Source organism: Amycolatopsis sp. NPDC051061 (genome assembly GCF_040682935.1).
Lineage (GTDB): Bacteria > Actinomycetota > Actinomycetes > Mycobacteriales > Pseudonocardiaceae > Amycolatopsis.
Genome location: NZ_JBFBBZ010000021.1, coordinates 113,294 through 132,115, shown reverse-complemented (window position 1 = coordinate 132,115; position 18,822 = coordinate 113,294). Strand labels below are relative to the sequence as shown.

17 protein-coding genes and 1 pseudogene are annotated in these 18,822 nt (G+C 70.9%); 11 read left to right on the top strand and 7 right to left on the bottom strand.

The genetic code is table 11. The features are described 5' to 3' along the window. Positions 1–89 precede the first annotated feature (89 nt). The 5 genes from AB0N03_RS27260 (at position 90) to AB0N03_RS27240 (ending at position 8,114) form a co-directional block, all read left to right on the top strand. Positions 90–2,072 (top strand): maltotransferase domain-containing protein, encoded by a 1,983-nt coding sequence (locus AB0N03_RS27260; RefSeq protein WP_364377288.1) that lies wholly within the window; start codon positions 90–92, stop codon positions 2,070–2,072. Positions 2,073–2,120: 48 nt separating this feature from the next. Beyond that, a complete protein-coding gene (treS, locus tag AB0N03_RS27255; RefSeq protein WP_364377286.1) occupies positions 2,121–3,929 on the top strand; it encodes a maltose alpha-D-glucosyltransferase in 1,809 nt (602 codons plus the stop codon). A 5-nt stretch (positions 3,930–3,934) separates the two neighbouring features. Beyond that, positions 3,935–5,308 carry a phosphotransferase gene (locus AB0N03_RS27250; RefSeq protein ID WP_364377284.1) on the top strand — a complete coding sequence of 458 codons (1,374 nt, stop codon included), beginning with the start codon at positions 3,935–3,937 and terminating at the stop codon, positions 5,306–5,308. 4 nt (positions 5,309–5,312) lie between these two features. After that, positions 5,313–7,520 carry a 1,4-alpha-glucan branching protein GlgB gene (gene glgB / locus AB0N03_RS27245; protein WP_364377282.1) on the top strand — a complete coding sequence of 736 codons (2,208 nt, stop codon included), beginning with the start codon at positions 5,313–5,315 and terminating at the stop codon, positions 7,518–7,520. A 198-nt stretch (positions 7,521–7,718) separates the two neighbouring features. After that, positions 7,719–8,114: a hypothetical protein gene (locus AB0N03_RS27240; RefSeq protein ID WP_364377280.1), complete on the top strand. Its 396-nt coding sequence runs from the start codon at positions 7,719–7,721 to the stop codon at positions 8,112–8,114. Between the two features lie 171 nt (positions 8,115–8,285). On the opposite strand, the gene AB0N03_RS27235 is transcribed toward AB0N03_RS27240, so the two are convergent. Beyond that, positions 8,286–9,680: an RNA polymerase sigma factor gene (locus tag AB0N03_RS27235; protein WP_364377278.1), complete on the bottom strand. Its 1,395-nt coding sequence runs from the start codon at positions 9,678–9,680 to the stop codon at positions 8,286–8,288. Positions 9,681–9,878: 198 nt separating this feature from the next. Beyond that, positions 9,879–10,643, bottom strand: a complete 765-nt coding sequence (gene ppgK / locus AB0N03_RS27230; protein ID WP_364377370.1) for a polyphosphate--glucose phosphotransferase — start codon at positions 10,641–10,643, stop codon at positions 9,879–9,881. A 67-nt stretch (positions 10,644–10,710) separates the two neighbouring features. On the opposite strand from ppgK, the gene AB0N03_RS27225 reads away from it, so the two are divergent. Further along, positions 10,711–11,529 (top strand): inositol monophosphatase family protein, encoded by an 819-nt coding sequence (locus AB0N03_RS27225; RefSeq protein ID WP_364377276.1) that lies wholly within the window; start codon positions 10,711–10,713, stop codon positions 11,527–11,529. 125 nt (positions 11,530–11,654) lie between these two features. Here the strand turns inward: AB0N03_RS27225 and cei are convergent, their stop codons facing one another. Continuing rightward, positions 11,655–12,338 (bottom strand): envelope integrity protein Cei, encoded by a 684-nt coding sequence (gene cei / locus AB0N03_RS27220; protein ID WP_364377274.1) that lies wholly within the window; start codon positions 12,336–12,338, stop codon positions 11,655–11,657. Positions 12,339–12,854: 516 nt separating this feature from the next. Here cei and AB0N03_RS27215 point away from each other — a divergent pair. Continuing rightward, on the top strand, positions 12,855–13,163 hold the full coding sequence (locus AB0N03_RS27215; RefSeq protein ID WP_086676737.1) for a DUF4193 domain-containing protein: 309 nt from the start codon (positions 12,855–12,857) through the stop codon (positions 13,161–13,163). A gap of 179 nt (positions 13,164–13,342) precedes the next feature. Here AB0N03_RS27215 and AB0N03_RS27210 read toward each other — a convergent pair whose 3' ends face one another. Continuing rightward, positions 13,343–13,825: a DUF3093 domain-containing protein gene (locus AB0N03_RS27210; RefSeq protein WP_364377272.1), complete on the bottom strand. Its 483-nt coding sequence runs from the start codon at positions 13,823–13,825 to the stop codon at positions 13,343–13,345. Positions 13,826–13,849: 24 nt separating this feature from the next. Between AB0N03_RS27210 and dut the strand changes: the two genes are divergently transcribed. Then, on the top strand, positions 13,850–14,353 hold the full coding sequence (dut, locus tag AB0N03_RS27205) for a dUTP diphosphatase (protein ID WP_364377271.1): 504 nt from the start codon (positions 13,850–13,852) through the stop codon (positions 14,351–14,353). Beyond that, on the top strand, positions 14,353–15,003 hold the full coding sequence (locus AB0N03_RS27200) for a DUF3710 domain-containing protein (protein WP_364377269.1): 651 nt from the start codon (positions 14,353–14,355) through the stop codon (positions 15,001–15,003). The genes dut and AB0N03_RS27200 overlap by 1 nt, the downstream gene beginning before the upstream one ends. Before the next feature lie 54 nt (positions 15,004–15,057). On the opposite strand, the gene AB0N03_RS27195 is transcribed toward AB0N03_RS27200, so the two are convergent. Further along, positions 15,058–15,741: an alpha/beta hydrolase gene (locus AB0N03_RS27195; RefSeq protein ID WP_364377368.1), complete on the bottom strand. Its 684-nt coding sequence runs from the start codon at positions 15,739–15,741 to the stop codon at positions 15,058–15,060. Between the two features lie 134 nt (positions 15,742–15,875). Between AB0N03_RS27195 and AB0N03_RS27190 the strand changes: the two genes are divergently transcribed. Both AB0N03_RS27190 and AB0N03_RS27185 read left to right on the top strand, forming a co-directional pair. After that, positions 15,876–16,256, top strand: coding sequence for an OB-fold nucleic acid binding domain-containing protein (locus tag AB0N03_RS27190; RefSeq protein WP_072480405.1), 381 nt, complete (start codon positions 15,876–15,878; stop codon positions 16,254–16,256). Positions 16,257–16,265: 9 nt separating this feature from the next. Then, on the top strand, positions 16,266–16,991 hold the full coding sequence (locus tag AB0N03_RS27185; RefSeq protein WP_364377267.1) for a DUF3159 domain-containing protein: 726 nt from the start codon (positions 16,266–16,268) through the stop codon (positions 16,989–16,991). A gap of 456 nt (positions 16,992–17,447) precedes the next feature. Here the strand turns inward: AB0N03_RS27185 and AB0N03_RS27180 are convergent, their stop codons facing one another. Together AB0N03_RS27180 and AB0N03_RS27175 are read right to left on the bottom strand one after the other, a co-directional pair. After that, the gene (locus AB0N03_RS27180) at positions 17,448–18,104 is read right to left on the bottom strand and encodes a TrkA family potassium uptake protein (RefSeq protein ID WP_364377265.1); all 657 of its coding nucleotides are present in this window, start codon (positions 18,102–18,104) and stop codon (positions 17,448–17,450) included. Beyond that, positions 18,104–18,778, bottom strand: a pseudogene (locus tag AB0N03_RS27175) (TrkA family potassium uptake protein); the annotation flags it as partial. The pseudogene AB0N03_RS27175 and the gene AB0N03_RS27180, both read right to left, overlap by 1 nt. Positions 18,779–18,822 lie beyond the last annotated feature (44 nt).

The following is an 18,822-nucleotide window of genomic DNA, read 5'->3' as shown; positions in this document are numbered from 1 at the left end:
CTAGAAGTGCCCTGCCTCGATGGCGCTTGATCGAGTCGGGCAGACTGACAACGCCTGCGCGTAAACCGACACTTCGAGGGGCGTTGCCCATGACCGGCCGGCTCGGCATCGACGACGTCTCCCCCAGCGTGAGCTGCGGCCGGTATCCGGTCAAGGCCGTTGTGGGGGAACACATCCCGGTCACCGCGACCGTCTGGCGGGAAGGCCACGACGCCGTCGCGGCGACCGTCGCCTGGCGTGGCCCGGACGACCGCTTGACCCGCCAGACCCGCATGGTGCCGCGCGGCCCCGACCACCCCGACGAGTTCGCCGCGGTGATCGTCCCGGACACCACCGGCATGTGGACCTACCGCATCGACGCCTGGGGCGACCCCTGGGCGACGTGGGAGCACAACGTCGAGGTGAAGGTCGCCGCCGGGCAGGGTCCCGAAGACCTGGCGAACGACCTCGAGAACGGCGCCCGGCTGCTGGAGCGCGTCTCCCGCCGCCCCGACCGCCGGGCGGAGAAAGCGCTGCTGACCGGCGCGCTGACCGCGTTGCGCGACGAAGAGCGCGGCCTCGCCGAACGGGTCGGGCCCGCGCTCTCGCCCGAGATCCGCCAGCTCATGCACGAGTTCCCGGTGCGGGAGCTGATCACCAAGGGCAAGCCGCACAAGGTGTGGGTCGATCGCCGCCGGGCCGCGTTCGGCTCCTGGTACGAGCTGTTCCCGCGCTCCACCGGGGGGCTCGACGCCGAGGGCAAGCCGGTGCACGGCACCTTCACCACCGCCGCGGCCGCGCTCGACCGCGTCGCGAAGATGGGCTTCGACGTCGTCTACCTGCCGCCGATCCACCCCATCGGCCGCGTGAACCGCAAGGGGCCCAACAACACCCTCGACGCCAAGCCCGACGACGTCGGCTCGCCGTGGGCCATCGGCGCCGACGAAGGCGGGCACGACGCCATCCACCCGGACCTCGGCACCTTCGAGGACTTCGACGCCTTCGTCGCCCGCTCCGAGGAGCTCGGCATGGAGGTGGCGCTCGACTTCGCGCTGCAGGCCGCGCCGGACCACCCGTGGGTCCTGAAGAACCAGGAGTTCTTCACCACCCGCCCGGACGGCTCGATCGCCTACGCGGAGAACCCGCCGAAGAAGTACCAGGACATCTACCCGATCAACTTCGACAACGACCCCAAGGCCATCTACGAAGAGATGCTGCGGGTCATCACGGTCTGGATCGACCACGGGGTCAAGATCTTCCGGGTCGACAACCCGCACACCAAGCCGCCGGACTTCTGGGCCTGGCTGATCCAGTCGGTGAAGGACGCCCACCCGGACGTCCTGTTCCTGGCCGAGGCGTTCACGCGCCCGGCGCGGCTGTGGGGCCTGGCCCGGCTCGGCTTCACCCAGAGCTACACGTACTTCACGTGGCGGACCGGCAAGCAGGAGCTGATCGACTTCGCCATCGACCTGCGCGAGCACTGGAACCAGGGCCGGGCGAACCTCTTCGTCAACACCCCGGACATCCTCCACGAGTCGCTGCAGCGCGGCGGGCCCGGCATGTTCGCGCTGCGGGCCGCGCTGGCCGCGACGATCTCGCCGACGTGGGGCGTCTACTCGGGGTACGAGCTGTTCGAGCACGTCCCGGTCCGCGAGGGCAGCGAGGAGTACCTCGACTCCGAGAAGTACCAGCTGCGCCCGCGCGACTTCGAGCGCGCCCTCGCCGAAGGGCGGTCGCTGGAGCCGTGGATCGCGAAGCTCAACGCCGTCCGCCGCGCGCACCCGGCGCTGCAGCAGATGCGCACCCTGCACTTCCACCACATCGACAACGACGCGCTGCTGGCGTACTCCAAACAGGACCCGGCCACCGGCGACACCGTGGTCACAGTCGTCACCCTCGACCCGTACGGGACGCAGGAGGGCACGCTGTGGCTCGACACGGCGGCGCTCGGGTTCGAGGCGCACGAGCGGCTGATCGCCCACGACGAGGTCACCGGCGACACGTGGGACTGGGGCCCGGCGAACTTCGTGCGGCTCGAGCCTTGGCGGGCCGTGGCGCACGTCGTGTCGGTGCGACGCCGGCTGGCCGGCTGACGAGGACGGGACGGGAAGGACGGCGAATCGAGGGACGAGGTGGAGCACATGGCGGAAGAAACCCGGCCCGACGCCGCACTGGGGCTGGAGGGCGTGCCGCACACCGGTGAGGCGATGACCGCCGACGGCATGCTGGTCGAGCCCCAGGCCGGCGACTTCCGCTCGGCGCAGCAGGCGCCGAGCAACCCGGAGTGGTTCAAGGGCGCGGTGTTCTACGAGGTGCTGGTGCGCGCCTTCGCCGACTCGAACGGCGACGGCACCGGCGACCTGCGCGGCCTGGCCGGCCGGCTGGACTACCTGGCCTGGCTGGGCATCGACTGCCTCTGGCTGCCTCCGTTCTACGCGTCGCCGCTGCGCGACGGCGGGTACGACATCAGCGACTTCCGTGCGGTGCTCCCGGAGTTCGGCAGCGTCGAGGACTTCGTGTTCCTGCTGAACGAGGCGCACCGGCGCGGCATCCGCGTGATCACCGACCTGGTGCTCAACCACACCTCGGACGCGCACCCGTGGTTCCAGCAGTCCCGCAGCGACCCCGACGGTCCGTACGGCGACTACTACGTGTGGAGCGACGACGACTCCCGCTACGCCGACGCGCGGATCATCTTCGTCGACACCGAGACGTCGAACTGGACCTACGACCCGGTGCGCGGGCAGTTCTACTGGCACCGGTTCTTCTCGCACCAGCCGGACCTGAACTTCGAGAACGCCGACGTCCAGAACGCGATGATCGACACCCTGCGGTTCTGGCTGGACCTGGGCATCGACGGGTTCCGCCTCGACGCCGTGCCGTACCTGTTCGAGCAGGAGGGCACCAACTGCGAGAACCTGCCGCGCACGCACGAGTTCCTCAAGCGCTGCCGCAAGGTCGTCGACGACGAGTACCCCGGACGCATTCTCCTCGCCGAGGCCAACCAGTGGCCGTCGGACGTCGTCGAGTACTTCGGCGACCCGGTGGTCGGCGGCGACGAGTGCCACATGGCGTTCCACTTCCCGCTGATGCCCCGCATCTTCATGGCGGTGCGGCGGGAGTCGCGGTTCCCGATCTCGGAGATCCTCACCCAGACCCCGAAGATCCCCAGCGGCACCCAGTGGGGCATCTTCCTGCGCAACCACGACGAGCTGACCCTCGAGATGGTCACCGACGAAGAGCGCGACTACATGTACACGGAGTACGCCAAGGACCCGCGGATGAAGGCCAACATCGGCATCCGCCGGCGGCTGGCCCCGCTCCTGGACAACGACCGCAACCAGCAGGAGCTCTTCACGGCGATGCTGCTGTCCCTGCCGGGCTCGCCCGTTCTGTACTACGGTGACGAGATCGGCATGGGAGACAACATCTGGCTCGGCGACCGCGACGCGGTCCGCACCCCCATGCAGTGGACCCCGGACCGCAACGCCGGGTTCTCCGCCTGCGACCCCGGCCGGATCTACCTGCCGGTGATCATGGACCCGGTGTACGGCTACCAGGGCCTGAACGTCGAGGCGCAGTCGAACAACGGGTCCTCTTTGCTCAACTGGACCCGGCGGATGATCGAGGTGCGCAAGCAGCACCACGCGTTCGCCGAAGGCGAGTTCGTCGACCTCGGCGGGTCCAACCCGAGCGTACTGGCGTACAAGCGCCAGTGGCTGCGCCCGGACGGCGGCGAAGACGTCGTGCTCTGCGTGAACAACCTTTCCCGGTTCCCGCAGCCGGTGGAGCTGGATCTGTCCGCGCACCGCGGGTGCACGCCGGTGGAGCTCACCGGTGGCGTGCGGTTCCCCAGCATCGGGGACCTGTCGTACCTGCTGACGCTGCCGGGGCACGGCTTCTACTGGTTCCAGCTGACGAGCCCGGGAGACGAAGGCGAAGCGAGGTGAGTCCCTTGTCCGACCCGCGTGAGCTGGTGGACGACCTGATCGGCGACCTGAAGCACTGGCTGCCGGAGCAGCGCTGGTTCGCCGGCAAGGACCGGCCGGTGACCGGCGTCCGGCCGCTCGGCGTGACCGAGCTGGTCGAAGGCGACCCGCAGCTGCTGCACGTGGTCGTCGAGGTCGCCCAGGACGACCGGCGCGAGCCCTACCAGCTGCTTGTGGGCCGGCGGACGCACCCGCCGGAGATCTCGTCCACCAGCTGGATCGGCGCCGTCGGCGACCTCAACGCCTACGAGGCGGCCGGCGACCTCGACGTCACCGGTGTGCTGCTGGACCTCATGGCGCGCGAGGGCCGCGTCGGCTCGCTCGTGTTCGAGCACGAGCCGGGCATCGAGCTGGAGACCGGCCTGCGCGCGCGCCCGATCACGTCGGAGCAGAGCAACACGTCCCTGGTCTACGGCGGGCAGTACATCCTCAAGCTGTTCCGGAAGCTGACGCCGGGCAAGAACAAGGACCTGCTGCTGCACCGCGCGCTGCAGGGCGTCGGCAGCAAGCACATCGCGCAGCCGCTCGGCTCGATCACCGGCGACCTCGACGGCGAGCCGACCACGGTCGGCATGCTCCAGCAGTTCGTCGCGGACGCGGTCGACGGCTGGGCCATGGCGACCACCAGCGTCCGCGACCTGATGGCCGCGTCCGAACTGCACGCCGAGGAGGTCGGCGGCGACTTCGCCGGCGAGGCCGAGCGGCTCGGGCGCGCGGTGGCCGAGGTGCACGCGGACCTGGCCGAAGCCCTCGGCACCGAGGCGGTCGACGCCGACGAGCTGGAGCGATCGATGAAGGCGATGGTCTCCCGGCTCGACGCGGTCGCCGGCCGGGTGCCGGCGCTGGCGGCGCACGCCCCGGCGCTGCGGGCGGCGTTCGAGACGCTGCGCACCTTGCCCCCCGGCTCGGTGACCATGCAGTACGTCCACGGCGACCTGCACCTCGGCCAGGTGCTGCGCACGGTCACCGGCTGGCTGCTGATCGACTTCGAGGGCGAACCGGCGGCCCCGGTCGAGGAGCGCCACGCGCTGCGGTCGCCGTTGCGCGACGTGGCGGGCATGCTGAGATCGTTCGACTACGCGGCCCAGCAGATGCTGGTGGGCCAGCCGGACGAGCCGGCGCTGGCCGAGCGGGCGATGGAGTGGTCGCAGCGCAACCGGGCGGCGTTCTGCGAGGGCTACGCCGCGGTCGCGGCGGACCCGCGCGAACAGGGCGAGCTGCTGCGCGCCTTCGAACTGGACAAGGCGGTCTACGAGGTGGGCTACGAGCACGCGAACCGGCCGGACTGGCTGGGCGTGCCGCTCGCCTCGATCGCCCGGATCACCGACGGAGAGGGATGACACCGTGAACGCGGTTCCGGAAGGCCTCCCGGCCGCGGCCCCGGCGGCCGCGGACATCGACCGGCTGCTCGCCGGCTCGCACCACGACCCGCACTCGGTGCTGGGCGTGCACGCGGTGGGCAAAGGCTTCGTGGCCCGGGCGCTGCTGCCCGGCGCGAAGGCCGTCGCCCTGCGCATCGGCGAGGACCGGCACCCGATGGAGCCGGTGATCGACGCGCTGTTCGCCGTCGCGGTGCCGGAGCACCCCGGCGACTACCGGCTGGAGATCGACTACGACGGGCACTCCGTCACCGCCGACGACCCGTACCGCTGGCTGCCCACGGTCGGTGAGCTGGACCTGCACCTGATCGGCGAGGGCCGGCACGAGCGGCTCTGGGAGGCGCTCGGCGCGCACGTCCGTTCGTATGAGACGCCGGGCGGCGTCGTCGAGGGGACGTCGTTCGCGGTCTGGGCGCCGAACGCCCGCGGCATCCGCGTGATCGGCGACTTCAACGGCTGGGACGGCCGCGGGCACGCGATGCGCTCGCTCGGCTCGTCGGGCGTCTGGGAGCTGTTCGTGCCGGGTGTCGGCGCCGGCTCCTGCTACAAGTTCCGGATCCTCGGCGCCGACGGGAACTGGCGCGAGAAGGCCGACCCGATGGCGTTCGGCACGGAGCAGCCGCCGGCGACCGCGTCGGTCGTCACCACCTCCGGGCACATGTGGGACGACGACGTGTGGGTCGCCCAGCGCGAGGCGACCGAGTGGGCCGCGGCGCCGATGAGCGCTTACGAGGTCCACTTGGGCTCGTGGCGGCCGGGGCTCGACTACCGCGAGCTGGCCGATCAGCTCGGCGACTACGTGGTCGAGACCGGTTTCACGCACGTGGAGCTGCTGCCGGTGTCCGAGCACCCGTTCGGCGGCTCGTGGGGCTACCAGGTGACGTCCTACTACGCGCCGACGTCGCGCTTCGGCTCCCCGGACGACTTCCGGTACTTCGTCGACCGCCTGCACCAGCGGGGGATCGGCGTGCTCGTCGACTGGGTGCCCGCGCACTTCCCGAAGGACAGCTGGGCGCTGGCCAAGTTCGACGGCACCGCGCTGTACGAGCACGCGGACCCGCGCCGCGGCGAGCAGCCCGACTGGGGCACGCTCGTGTTCGACTTCGGCCGCAACGAGGTCCGCAACTTCCTCGTCGCCAACGCGCTGTACTGGATCGAGGAGTTCCACCTCGACGGCCTGCGCGTGGACGCGGTCGCGTCGATGCTCTACCTCGACTACTCCCGCAACGAAGGGGAGTGGCTGCCGAACCAGTACGGCGGCCGCGAGAACCTGGACGCGGTGAAGTTCCTGCAGGAGCTGAACGCGACCGTCTACAAGCGACACCCGGGTGTCGTGATGGTGGCCGAGGAGTCGACGGCGTGGCCGGGCGTCACGCGCCCGACGCACCTGGGCGGCCTCGGGTTCGGCTTCAAGTGGAACATGGGCTGGATGCACGACACGCTCCGGTACCTGTCGCACGAGCCGATCCACCGCGCGTACCACCACAACGAGATGACGTTCTCGCTCGTGTACGCGTGGAGCGAGAACTTCGTGCTGCCGCTTTCGCACGACGAAGTGGTGCACGGCAAGGGATCCCTGTGGGGCCGCATGCCGGGCGACGCGTGGAACAAGGCGGCCGGGCTGCGCTCGCTGCTGGCGTTCATGTGGGCGCACCCGGGCAAGCAGCTGCTGTTCATGGGCGGCGAGTTCGGGCAGCCGTCCGAGTGGTCGGAGCAGCGGTCGCTGGACTGGCACCTGCTGGACGAGCCGCTGCACCGCGGGGTGCAGGACCTGCTGCGGTCGCTGAACTCGGTGTACCGGTCTTCGCCGGCCTTGTTCAGCCAGGACACCTCGCCGGACGGCTTCCGCTGGATCGACGCGAACGACTCGAGCGGCAACGTGCTGAGCTTCCTGCGCATCGGGACCGACGGTTCGCGGCTGGCCTGCGTCGCGAACTTCTCGGGGGTGCCGCACCACGACTACCGGGTCGGCCTGCCGGCCGCGGGCCGCTGGCGCGAAGTCGTCAACACGGACGCGGAGGCGTACGGCGGTTCGGGCGTCGGGAACCTGGGCGCGGTGGAGGCGACGGAGGACGCGTGGCACGGCCAGCCGGCCTCGGCGGTCCTCCAGCTCCCCCCGGCAGGGGTGCTCTGGCTGATCGAAGAGGAGCCCCCGACCCTCGACCTCCCGTGATCGAGAGGTCGACACGCGTGATTGAAGGGTCGACACGGCGACGGTGCTCGTGTCGACCCTTCAATCACGCGAGTTGACCCTCCAATCACGCGTGTCGTCCGTCCACGCACGCGTGTCGTCCGGCTGAGTACGCGTGTCGTCCGTTCCGGTACGGAAAATGGCTCCGCCGGAGTGTCCTGGCGGGCTTACCATCAGTGCATGGCCGGCGCCGGAGGCGTCCTCGCGAACCTGATTCTGTTCGCCGTGGTCTGCATCGCTCCCACGGTGCTGTTCTGGTGCGCGCTACGCGCCCCGAGGCTGCTTCGATGGCTTCTCGAGAAGCGCGCGAATCCACCGCAACCCCAAGGCCCGCCGATCGAACGCGTCGCCGCGGACCTGCGGCGGGTGCACCGGCTGCTCGCCGGCTACCCGTCCGGCACCCCGGCCGCGCGCCGGCTCGGCACGCGCCAGGCGTACGACGAGCTGCTCATCCAGGCCTGTCGCCAGATCGGCGTTTCGCACCGGCTCACCGAGCTGCCCGAGGGTATGGACCGCGAGATCGAACGCCTGCGCGTCGAAGAGTCCCTGCGAGAACGCGGCCTGGCCGTGCCCTGACTTGTACGGACCGTGTACGCGCGCCGGGCACGCTGCCGGCATGCGACTTGTGCTCGGCCTCGTGGCGCTGCTCCTTTGTGGACGCCAGTGGCCTCGGCTACCGTTCGTGGCCGGGCCTGAACGCGGAAGAACCCCGCCACCGGAGTGACGGGGTTCTTCCGTTGGTACGACTCAGTCCAGGTAGTCCCGCAGGACCTGCGACCGCGATGGGTGGCGCAGCTTCGACATCGTCTTCGACTCGATCTGCCGGATGCGCTCCCGGGTCACCCCGTACACCTGGCCGATCTCGTCGAGCGTGCGCGGCTGGCCGTCCGTGAGGCCGAAGCGCAGCCGGACCACGCCCGCCTCGCGCTCGGACAGCGTCTGCAGCACCGACTGGAGCTGGTCCTGCAGCAGCGTGAACGACACGGCGTCGACCGCGACGACCGCTTCGGAGTCCTCGATGAAGTCACCGAGCTGCGAGTCGCCCTCGTCGCCGATCGTCTGGTCGAGCGAGATCGGCTCACGCGCGTACTGCTGGATCTCCAGGACCTTCTCCGGGGAGATGTCCATTTCCTTGGCGAGCTCCTCGGGCGTCGGCTCGCGGCCGAGGTCCTGCAGGAGTTCGCGCTGTATGCGGCCGAGCTTGTTGATGACCTCGACCATGTGCACCGGGATGCGGATGGTGCGGGCCTGGTCGGCCATCGCGCGGGTGATCGCCTGGCGGATCCACCACGTGGCGTACGTCGAGAACTTGTAGCCCTTGGTGTAGTCGAACTTCTCCACCGCGCGGATCAGGCCGAGGTTGCCCTCCTGGATCAGGTCCAGGAACGCCATGCCGCGGCCGGTGTAGCGCTTGGCCAGCGACACCACGAGCCGGAGGTTCGCCTCCAGCAGGTGGTTCTTGGCGCGCTCGCCGTCGCGCACGATCCACTTGAGATCGCGGCGCATCTGGGTGACGAGCTTCTCGCCCTCCTCTTCGGCGGTGCGCACGCGCTCGGCGGCGTAGAGCCCGGCCTCGATCCGCTTGGCCAGCTCCACCTCCTCCTCCGCGTTCAGCAGCGCGACCTTGCCGATCTGCTTGAGGTAGGCACGCACGGAGTCGGCCGACGCGGTGAGCTCGGCGTCCTTGCGCGCCTGGCGCAGGGCCTCCGACTCTTCCTCGTCCCAGACGAAGTCCGGGTTGTCGGGGCTCTTGGCGGCCGCCGCCTTGTCGGCCGCGGCACCACGACGGCGCTGCGCCGGGGTCTCTTCGTCGTCATCGTCATCGTCGTCGTCATCCGCCGAGCCGGCGTCCGGCTCGTCGGTGACCGTTTCCTCGACGACCTCGACCTCGACCTCTTCCAGGTCCGCCAGGTCGGGCGAGTCGAGCTCGCCTTCCTCGAGACCCTCGGGGCCTTCGGGGTCGCCGTCTGCGCCCTTGGTCGCGGGCTTCTTCGCCGGACCCTTCTTGGCCGGAGCCTTCTTGGCCGTGGTGGTCTTGCGGGCCGCAGGCTTCGCCGTCCCGGTGGCTGCCTCTTCGGCCGGCTCGCCGGCTGCGGTCGCTGTCTTCGTCCCGCCTCGGGTTGCGGTTCTTGCGGCTGCCACTTACGCCCTTTCGCAGCGGTCGATCACGACGAGCAACGGCACGGGGGCCACTGCTGCCTCACATTCGGGGAACACGCCTCGGCCTGCGGTTTTCGCCTCCGCAGCCGTGGGCCGTGTTCCATTGTAACGACGGTACGCGCATGCGTCGCGAAGCGATCACCCTCCGGCCTGTTCCGGCGCCGGAGCCCGGCTCCGGATCTAGTGCTGGATGCCCTCGCTCGCGGCCGCCGCGGCACCCACGATCCCGGCGTTGTTCTGCAGCGTGGCCACCAGCACCGGAGTGCGGATGTCCAGCAGCGGCACCCATTTCTCGGCCTTCTTGCTGACCCCGCCGCCGACGATGAACAGATCGGGCCAGATCAGGTTTTCGAGCACGGTCAGATAACGGTGCACGCGCTTGGACCATTCGGGGTACGAGAGGCCCTCGTTGTCCTTCACCGAGGCGGCCGCGCGCTTCTCCGCGTCGTGGCCGTCGATCTCCAGGTGGCCGAACTCGGTGTTCGGGACGAGCTTGCCGTCCTGGAACACCGCGCTGCCGATACCGGTGCCGAAGGTGAGCAGGGCGGTGACGCCCTTGCGCGCGACCGGGTCGCCGAAGCGGATCTCCGCCATGCCCGCCGCGTCGGCGTCGTTGAGCATCGCGACCTGGTCGACGCCGCGGCCGAGGCGCTTGGCGAAGAGGGCGTCGGCGTCGGTGCCGATCCACTGCTTGTCGATGTTGGCCGCGGTGTGCGCGACGCCCTTCTTGACGACCGCCGGGAGCGTCACGCCCACCGGGCCGTCCCAGCCCGCCTCCGTCACGATCTCGGCGACGACGTCCGCCACCGCCGACGGGGTGGACGGCTTCGGCGTCTCGATCCGGATCCGGTCGCCGATGAGCTGCCCCTTGTCCAGGTCGACCAACGCCCCCTTGATCCCGCTGCCGCCGATGTCGATGCCGAAACCTCGGCGGGTCGCCTCCACCACGGACGTGGTCCCTTCTCGCACGATTCAGAAGCCTGCCTCGGAGACTTTAACCGGATGTGGTGACATGTCGGACGTGGGAGTTGACGAGTCGTTGCTGAAAGGCGTCGCGGTGCAGGTCGCGACGGACGCCGCCGAGCTGGTCCGCGAGGCCTGGGAGGGGATGGCGCGGGGGCGGTCGGTGGCCGTGGACACGAAGTCCGCCGACACCGATGTGGTGACCGCGGTGGACCACGAGTCGGAGCGGCTGGTGCGCGCGCGGCTCGCTTCGTTGCGGCCGGGGGAGCCGGTGCTCGGCGAGGAAGGCGGCGGGACTGCCGGCGACGGCGTGACCTGGGTCGTCGACCCGATCGACGGGACGGTCAACTTCCTCTACGGGCTCCCGTGGTTCGGGGTGTCGGTGGCGGCGCAGGTCGGCGGCGAGTCGGTGGCCGGCGCGGTGGTGGAGCCGGCGAGCGGCCGCGTCTGGTCGGCCGCGCGCGGGCAGGGCGCGTTCCTGGACGGCCGCCGGCTGGCGGTGTCGGCGCCCGCGCGGCTGGAGCTGACGCTCGTCGGGACCGGTTTCGCGTATTCGGCCCAGCGGCGGAGGCGGCAGTCGCGGTTCGCGGCGGAGCTGCTGGGGCGGGTCCGGGACATCCGGCGCAACGGGGCGGCGTCGCTGGACCTGTGCGCGGTGGCCGCGGGCTGGCTCGACGCGTACGTGGAGCACGGGCTGCACCGCTGGGATTGGGCGGCGGGGGCGCTGATTGCGGCGGAGGCGGGCGCGGAGGTGCACCTGCCGGGGTCGGCGCCGGAGCTGGGCGCGGACGCGACGTACGCGGCGGCGCCGTCGATCGCCGACCCGCTGCGGAAGGTCCTGGCGGACTGCGGCGCGGCGGAGGTCTGAGGCGACCTCACGGCTTTCGGCCCGGGTCGGCTCGAGCGCCCCAATGTGGCCTTGGTTGCGTTCAACGCACCGAAGGGCCCCTTGGGTGCGTTGAACGCACCGAAGGCCACATTGGGGCGCTTGGGTCAGCAGGCGACGTCGCGGGCCGAGGCCAGCAGCGTCTGGTCGATGACCGGGGCCTTCGCTCCCGCCGACTGCTCGTTCGACCCGCCGCCCTGGTGGGTCTTGGACCAGTCGGCGAGCTGGGTGAGGATCTGGCGGGCCTCCGCGCGGGGCCGGAGGTCCCCGAAGAGCGTCCCCGTGACCAGGTCGACGCTCGCGTCCTTGCGGTTGTCCTGGACCAGCTCGACGCAGGGGGCCACGAGGCTGAGCGTCCGGGCGGCGGTGATGCCGCTCTCGCCGAAGCGGATCTGGCCGCGGCACTTGGCCTCGCGGCCTTCGTAGGCGGGGTCGTTGGCCGGTTCCCCGGTGCCCGTGAAGCCCAGCTCCTTGAGCGAAGTGGTGGTGATGCCGCCCTGGCCGCGGGTGCCGGAGGCGTTGAGCACCTTCACGGCGACCTTGTCCGGCGGCACCGGCGCGCGATCGTCGAGGGCGTTGTGGGGGAGGGTGCTGAACGTGACACCCGGCGGCGGGCTCGCGGCCGGGTCGCAGCGGACGGCCTCGTCGACGTCGCCCTTTCCGACGGCTGCGTTGATCCAGACGACGATCGCGCCCAGCGCGAGCACCCCGATGACGATCAGCGCCGGCAGCGGCTTGTGCTTGCGATACGGCCGCGCCCCACGGTCCTCGCTGCCGTTCCCCGACGCCACCTGCCCGTCCCTTCCCGAACACCGAAACCGACCGGGCGAACCCGGCACCGTCGTGGCCGATGAGCCTAGGCGCTGCGGCCGGCACCCGCCGTCCCGGGTCACCCCGCCGGTTTTGCCGTGCCGCGCGCGTGGCCGCGGGCCCCGCCCGCGCCAGTTCCCCGTGCGGCGATCGCACCACGGCGGGGTCGGCGGGGGCAAGCGGACACAGGCCGCCGGTGAAGTTCTCCACCCGCGGGCAACCCGAATGGACGACGACACGTCTTACCTGCGGGTTCCCCCTGTCGGGTGACGATTCCAGGGCAATGTCTGACTCGTTGCAGAACCGTCGCGGGCGTGAGCTACCCTTCCCGGGCTCCGGCCGCAGGAAGAGGACCATAAAGAAGAGACCTCGGTCACTTCGGCCGTCGGGCACAAACAGCGGCCCTGGAACGTTGACCAGCGGCACGGCGGACTCACGGGCGCACCCGGGGGTCCGGGAAAACGACTACACAAGCTGATCGCAGGGGTGAGGGACACATGGCTACCGACTACGACGCTCCGCGCCGCAGCGAAGCCGACGAGCTGGCCGAAGACTCGTTGGAGGAGCTCAAGGCCCGGCGCAACGAGAACCAGTCCGGCGTCGTCGACGTCGACGAGGACGCGACCGCCGAGAACTTCGAGCTGCCGGGTGCGGACCTCTCCGGGCTTTCCGGTGAGGACATGACCGTGAAGGTGGTGCCGAAGCAGGCTGATGAATTCACCTGCTCCGTGTGCTTCCTGGTGCACCACCGCAGCCGGCTGGCCGAGGAGAGCGGCGGACGCCTGATCTGCCGCGACTGCGCCTGACCGCGCGGGATCTCGGACAGGGATTCAGGGGACGAACAGACGCGACGGAGAGCCTCGAGGGCAGTGCTCGACAGGCGGTATTCGAAAAGCAGTGAAGGGGGAGGCTCGAAGCGCGCTGGGGACAAGGGGGCCGGCCGGCAGGCCGGCCCCCTTCCCATGTCCTGGGGCCGGAGCCGGGGTCAGGCGCCCTTGACCAGCTCGGCGACGCGCTCGGGGTGCCGGGTGCTGAACAGCCAGTACGGCGTCGGGTCGGCGGGATCGGTGAGCGTGATCCGCACGACCGGACCCACCCATCCCCGGTGCAGCACGTAGGCGGCCGGGTCGCCGTCGCGGCCCAGCGCCTTGCGCTTGGCGTCCTTGTCGAAGATCTCGACCTGCCCGGCGTAGCGCAGCGGCAGGTGCGCGTCGCCCACCCACAGCTCCGGCTCGTCACCGCCGGTGACGCGGACCTTCGCCCGGCCCAGCGACAGCATCAGCCCCACGACGACCGGCAGCGCGATCACGTACGGCAGCCACGCCCGGACGCCCGGGTAGCCCATGTCGACCTCGGCCGCGAGCAGGATCGCGCCCAGCACCGGCAGCGGCCAGCCCCACCACGGCACGTAGAGCCGTTCGGAGTGCCGGACCGCGGCACTCGAGGCCGTCTTCGCAGATTCACCCACGGGTAGAGAGTAATCTCGCCGCCCGTGTCCAGCGTTCAGGTACTCCTCTCCCGGCTCGACCCGGATGTCCCGCTGCCCGCCTACGCCCGGCCGGGCGACGCGGGCGCCGACCTCGTCACCACCTCGGATATCGTCCTCGAGCCCGGGGAACGCGGGGTGGTCGGCACCGGTGTCGCGATCGCGCTGCCCCCGGGTTACGCGGGGTTCGTCCACCCGCGGTCGGGCCTGGCGGCCCGGGTCGGCCTCTCGGTGGTGAACACGCCGGGCACGATCGACGCGGGGTACCGCGGGGAGATCAAGGTCTGCCTGATCAACCACGATCCGGTGCACCAGGTGAAGCTCGCGCGCGGCGACCGCATCGCCCAGCTGGTCGTGCAGCGGGTCGAGCACGCCGAGTTCGTCGAGGTCGCCGAGCTCGACGCCACCGAACGGGGTGCCGGCGGCTACGGCTCCACGGGCGGACACGCCACACTGGGAGCACACGCGCTCGCGGCGAGCGCCGGGGCTGGGGAAGGAACGGAGAAGTAGTGGGGATTTTCGGACGCAAGCGGCGGACCGAGGACGGGCCCGCCGGACGGCACGCCGCGCCCGGAGCCGACGACACGATCGAGGACGAGGACGAGGAGCTGTCGGACGTCTCCGACGGCCCGTTCGACGTCGCGGACTTCGAGGACGACGGCGTCCCGCGGATCGACCTCGGCTCGGTGAAGGTGCCGGTGCCCGACGGATCCCAGGTGCAGGTCGAGATGGACCCCGAGACCGGGGGCGTGCGCGCTGTGCACGTCGTCACCGAGCAGGGCCAGATCACGGTCAGCGCCTACGCCGCGCCACGCTCGGGCGGCCTCTGGCGCGAGGTGAGCACCGAGCTCGCCGAGCAGCTGCGGGCCGACGGCGCCAAGGTCAACATCGGCCGCGGCGTGTGGGGCCTGGAGATCTCGGCCATCGTCGGCGACGTCTCGCTGCGCTTCGTCGGCATCGACCGGCCGCGCTGGATGCTGCGCGGCGTCATCGCCGGGCCGCAGTCGGAGGCCGCGGCGGCGGTCGAGGTGCTGCGGGGGATCGTGCGGCGCACGATCGTCGACCGCGGTGACGCGCCGATGCCGGTCCGCACCCCGCTCACGATCACGCTGCCCGAAGCCGTCGCCGAGCACATCGCGGCCCAGCAGCAACAGGGCTGACGCTCAAGGCCGTGAAGGCCCCCTTACCGGCTCTTATGGCCGGTAAGGGGGCCTTCACGGCTTTTGGCGGGCCGTCAGGAAGGCGAGGACGGTCGCCCGGCCGAGGGATTCGCGGTCCGCGCCCAGCGCCGTGAGCGTCGTCTCGCCGAGCGCCGCGCGGGGGAGGGCCCGGGCCCACTCCGACGCGACTTTCGTCGGGTGGATCGGGTCGTCGGTGCACGTGCCGATCCCGGCCGGGACGTCGAGGGCCGCCAGTTCGCCGAGGGTGGGGGAGGGCCGGCCCGCGGCGACGCGCAGACCGGCCGCCAGCCCGTCGCCGTGGCGGCGCCACGCCCGGTCCAGTTCCGCCCGCAGCCAGTCCGGGCTGCCCGCCGTCTGCGCCAGCGCCGCGCCGACCCCGGAGCCGGCCACCAGATCCGCCGACAGCGTCGCGGCCAGCGATGCGGGTGCTTGGTCCGGACGGCCGTTCCAGGCCGGGAGGGCGGCCAGCAGGCCCCCGCAACGGCCCGGATTGGCCACCGCCCACTCCGCGGCGAGGTGGGCGCCGAACGAAATGCCGCCTACGAGCAGTTCGCCGTATTCGTCCGCCAGCGCGTCCAGCGTCGCCAGGGAGCCGTCGGCCACGGCCGCACCGGGCGGCGGCGGTGGCGCGATGAGCGGGACACCGAGGGCGCGCAGCGGGCCGGCGAAGACCGCCCGGACGAACACCTCGTCCGAGCCGGTGCCGGGCAGCAGCACCGCGGCGGGAACTCTGATCGCGGACGTCACGTTGCGATCTTTGCGCAAAGGCGTTTCCCTGGCGGGGACCGCAGTACGCTGGAATGGCACGGGCCGCAAGCAGTTTGTCGGGGCCCCGGAGCACAGGAGCACCTATGTCCGCCAAAGACGGCGGCTACTTCAGCCGGCTGGTACGCAAGCTGACCAGCGACGTCGACGAACTCGACGCCGATGAGATGTCGATGAGGTCCGGCGCCGAGGGCGCGCAGCGGGCCTGCGACTGCCGGTCCGGCGAAGAGGTCACCGTGATGGGGAGACTCCGCAGCGTGGAGCTCTGCCCGACGAACGAAGCCGCCACGCTGGAGGCGGAGCTGTTCGACGGGACACAGGGCGTGACGCTAATCTGGCTCGGCCGCCGCCGGATCCCGGGCATCGAGCCTGGCCGGACGATCAAGGTGCGCGGCCGGATGGCCGAGCGTGACGGCCAGAAGGTGCTGTACAACCCCTATTACGAGCTCCAGAGCCCAGTGAGTTGATCACCCATCGTGACTGAACCCGCCCCGAGCGAGAAGAAGACCGACGCGGAAGAAGAACCGCAGCCGACCCTGCTCGAGCAGATGGGCGGCGTCTCCGGCCTGATCTACTCGTCGGTGCCGGTGATCGTCTTCGTCCTGGCGAACGCTTTCTTCGGCCTGACCGCCGCCATCTGGACGTCGGTGGGGAGCGCCGTGGCGATCACCGTGCTGCGGGTGGTCCGCAAGGAGCCCCTGCAGCCGGCGATCTCCGGTTTCTTCGGCGTCGCGATCGCGGCGTTCATCGCCTACCGCACCGGGTCCGCGAAGGGGTTTTTCCTCTTCGGGATCTACGCGAGTCTGGTGTATTGCGGCATCTTCGTGCTGTCGGTGGTCGTGCGCTGGCCGATCGCGGGCGTCGTCTGGAACGTGCTGAACGGCACCGGGCAGGCGTGGCGCAAGGACAAGCCGTCCCGCTACGGCTACGACATCGCGACCCTGGCCCTGGCGCTGGTGTTCGCCGCCCGGTTCATCGTCCAGCGGTGGCTCTACCAGGAGGACTACACCGGCTGGCTGGCCTTCGCGAAGATCGCGATGGGGTACCCGCTGTACGCGCTGGGGCTGCTGGTGGTGGTCTGGGCGGTGCGCCGGTCGGACAAGCGGCTGAAGGCGCAGGCGGAGGACGAGCCCCAGCCGGAGACCGACGCCGAGGTCGAGGCCCGGCTGCGCGAGAAGTACGCCCAGGCCCCCGAGGCCTGACCCGCGGCCGCAACCCCCGCGCGTGGGGGCGCCCCCGTTTTCCACTCTACCGGCGAGCACCGACAGTTTTGCGCGCCGCGGAGTGGGGTCGGGCGGCTGCGACGCCGTGAACGACTCTTTCACCTCGTCCGACGACCTGAACGACCCTTTCCTGTCGTCTCGCCCGCGGCACCAGACCACGAAGAAGGCGCGAGCTTCGGCGTTTCCTGAGGCCCCGCGTCGCGAATGAGTCATGGGGGACATCCGACGCCGCCAATGACTCATTCGCGACGTTCGGTTCGCCGCGGAGTCGGTGGGCGCGACCTTTGGCGAACCACGGGCACCGAACCGTGACGACTTTGCCGGACCCCTGCCGCCCGACGACATGAACGACCCTTTGAAGTCGTCTCACCCCCGGCACCAGACCACGAGAAAGGCCCCCGGCACGCGAGCCGGGGGCCTTCTCCGTGAGCGAACTCAGTAACCCAAAGCCGTCCGGATCTCCGGCTCGACGTCCGCTGTCGCGACGAACAGCAGCTCGTCGCCCGGTTCCAGGGGGTCCTCCGGCTGCGGCACGATCACGCGGTCGCCGCGCAGGATGGTCACCAAGGCCGCGTCGCGGGGCAGCGTCAAGTCGCTCACCGGCTTGCCGGCCAGGGGGGTTTCCGCCGGCAGGGTCAGCTCGACGAGGTTCGCGTTGCTCTGCCGGAACGTCATCAGCCGGACCAGGTCGCCGACGCTGACCGCCTCCTCGACCATCGCCGCGAGCATCCGCGGGGTCGACACGGCGACGTCGACGCCCCAGGCGTCGGTGAACAGCCACTCGTTGGCCGGGTTGTTCACCCGCGCCACCACCCGGCGCACCGCGAACTCCGTCTTGGCCAGCAGCGATACGACGAGGTTCGCCTTGTCGTCGCCGGTGGCGGCGATCACGACGTCGCACTGCTCGATCCCGGACTCCTCCAGGATCGACACCTCGCAGGCGTCGCCCAGCACCCAGTCGGCCTGCTCGACGCTCTGCGGCTCGAACTGGTCGGCCTCCCGCTCGATGAGCATCACCTGGTGCCTGCCGTCGATCAGCTCGTTGGCGATCGAGCGCCCCACCGCGCCCGCGCCGGCAATCGCGACCCGCATCAGTCCTCGTCCTCCGGTTCGCGCTGCGCCACGCTCGTGACGTCGCTGACGGTGCCCGACCGGGCGGCCACCCAGACATCGTCGTCGGCCTGCACCACGGTCTTCGTGTCCGGCAGCACGGCGGTGCCGAAGCGCATGATGAACGCCACCCGCGCGCCGGACGCCTCCTGCAGGGACCGGACGGAGTGCCCGACCCAGCCCTCGTGCAGCGGCAGCTGCAGCAGCGCGACGTTGCCCGACGGGTCCCGCCACGCCGACGCGACGCCGTCCGGCAGCAGCGTGCGCAGGAACCGGTCGGTGGTCCACGGCACGGTCGCCACCGTCGGGATGCCCAGCCGCTCGTACACGGCCGCGCGCTTGTGGTCGTAGATCCGCGCGACGACGTGCTCGATGTCGAAGTTCTCGCGCGCGACCCGCGCGGAGATGATGTTCGAGTTGTCGCCGCTGGACACCGCGGCGAACGCGCCGGCCCGCTCGATACCCGCTTCGATCAGCACCTTGCGGTCGAACCCGACCCCGACGACCTGCTGGCCGTGGAAGTCGCTGCCGAGCCGGCGGAACGCCTGCTGGCTCTTGTCGATGACGGCCACCTCGTGGCCGAGCCGCTCCAGCGCAGCGGCCAGGGACGCGCCTACCCGGCCGCATCCCATGATCACCACGTGCACGCCCTGCCTCCTCTTCGGCGGTTAACCCGTCCGTACCTACCCCGACATGCCAG

Coding starts and splice junctions, on each gene's coding strand:
- AB0N03_RS27225 (WP_364377276.1), top strand. CDS start 10,711: ATGTCGGACGTGGGAGTTGACGAGTCGTTGCTGAAAGGCGTCGCGGTG.
- AB0N03_RS27240 (WP_364377280.1), top strand. CDS start 7,719: ATGGCCGGCGCCGGAGGCGTCCTCGCGAACCTGATTCTGTTCGCCGTG.
- AB0N03_RS27260 (WP_364377288.1), top strand. CDS start 90: ATGACCGGCCGGCTCGGCATCGACGACGTCTCCCCCAGCGTGAGCTGC.
- AB0N03_RS27215 (WP_086676737.1), top strand. CDS start 12,855: ATGGCTACCGACTACGACGCTCCGCGCCGCAGCGAAGCCGACGAGCTG.
- AB0N03_RS27180 (WP_364377265.1), bottom strand. CDS start 18,104: ATGCGGGTCGCGATTGCCGGCGCGGGCGCGGTGGGGCGCTCGATCGCC.
- treS (WP_364377286.1), top strand. CDS start 2,121: ATGGCGGAAGAAACCCGGCCCGACGCCGCACTGGGGCTGGAGGGCGTG.
- AB0N03_RS27190 (WP_072480405.1), top strand. CDS start 15,876: ATGTCCGCCAAAGACGGCGGCTACTTCAGCCGGCTGGTACGCAAGCTG.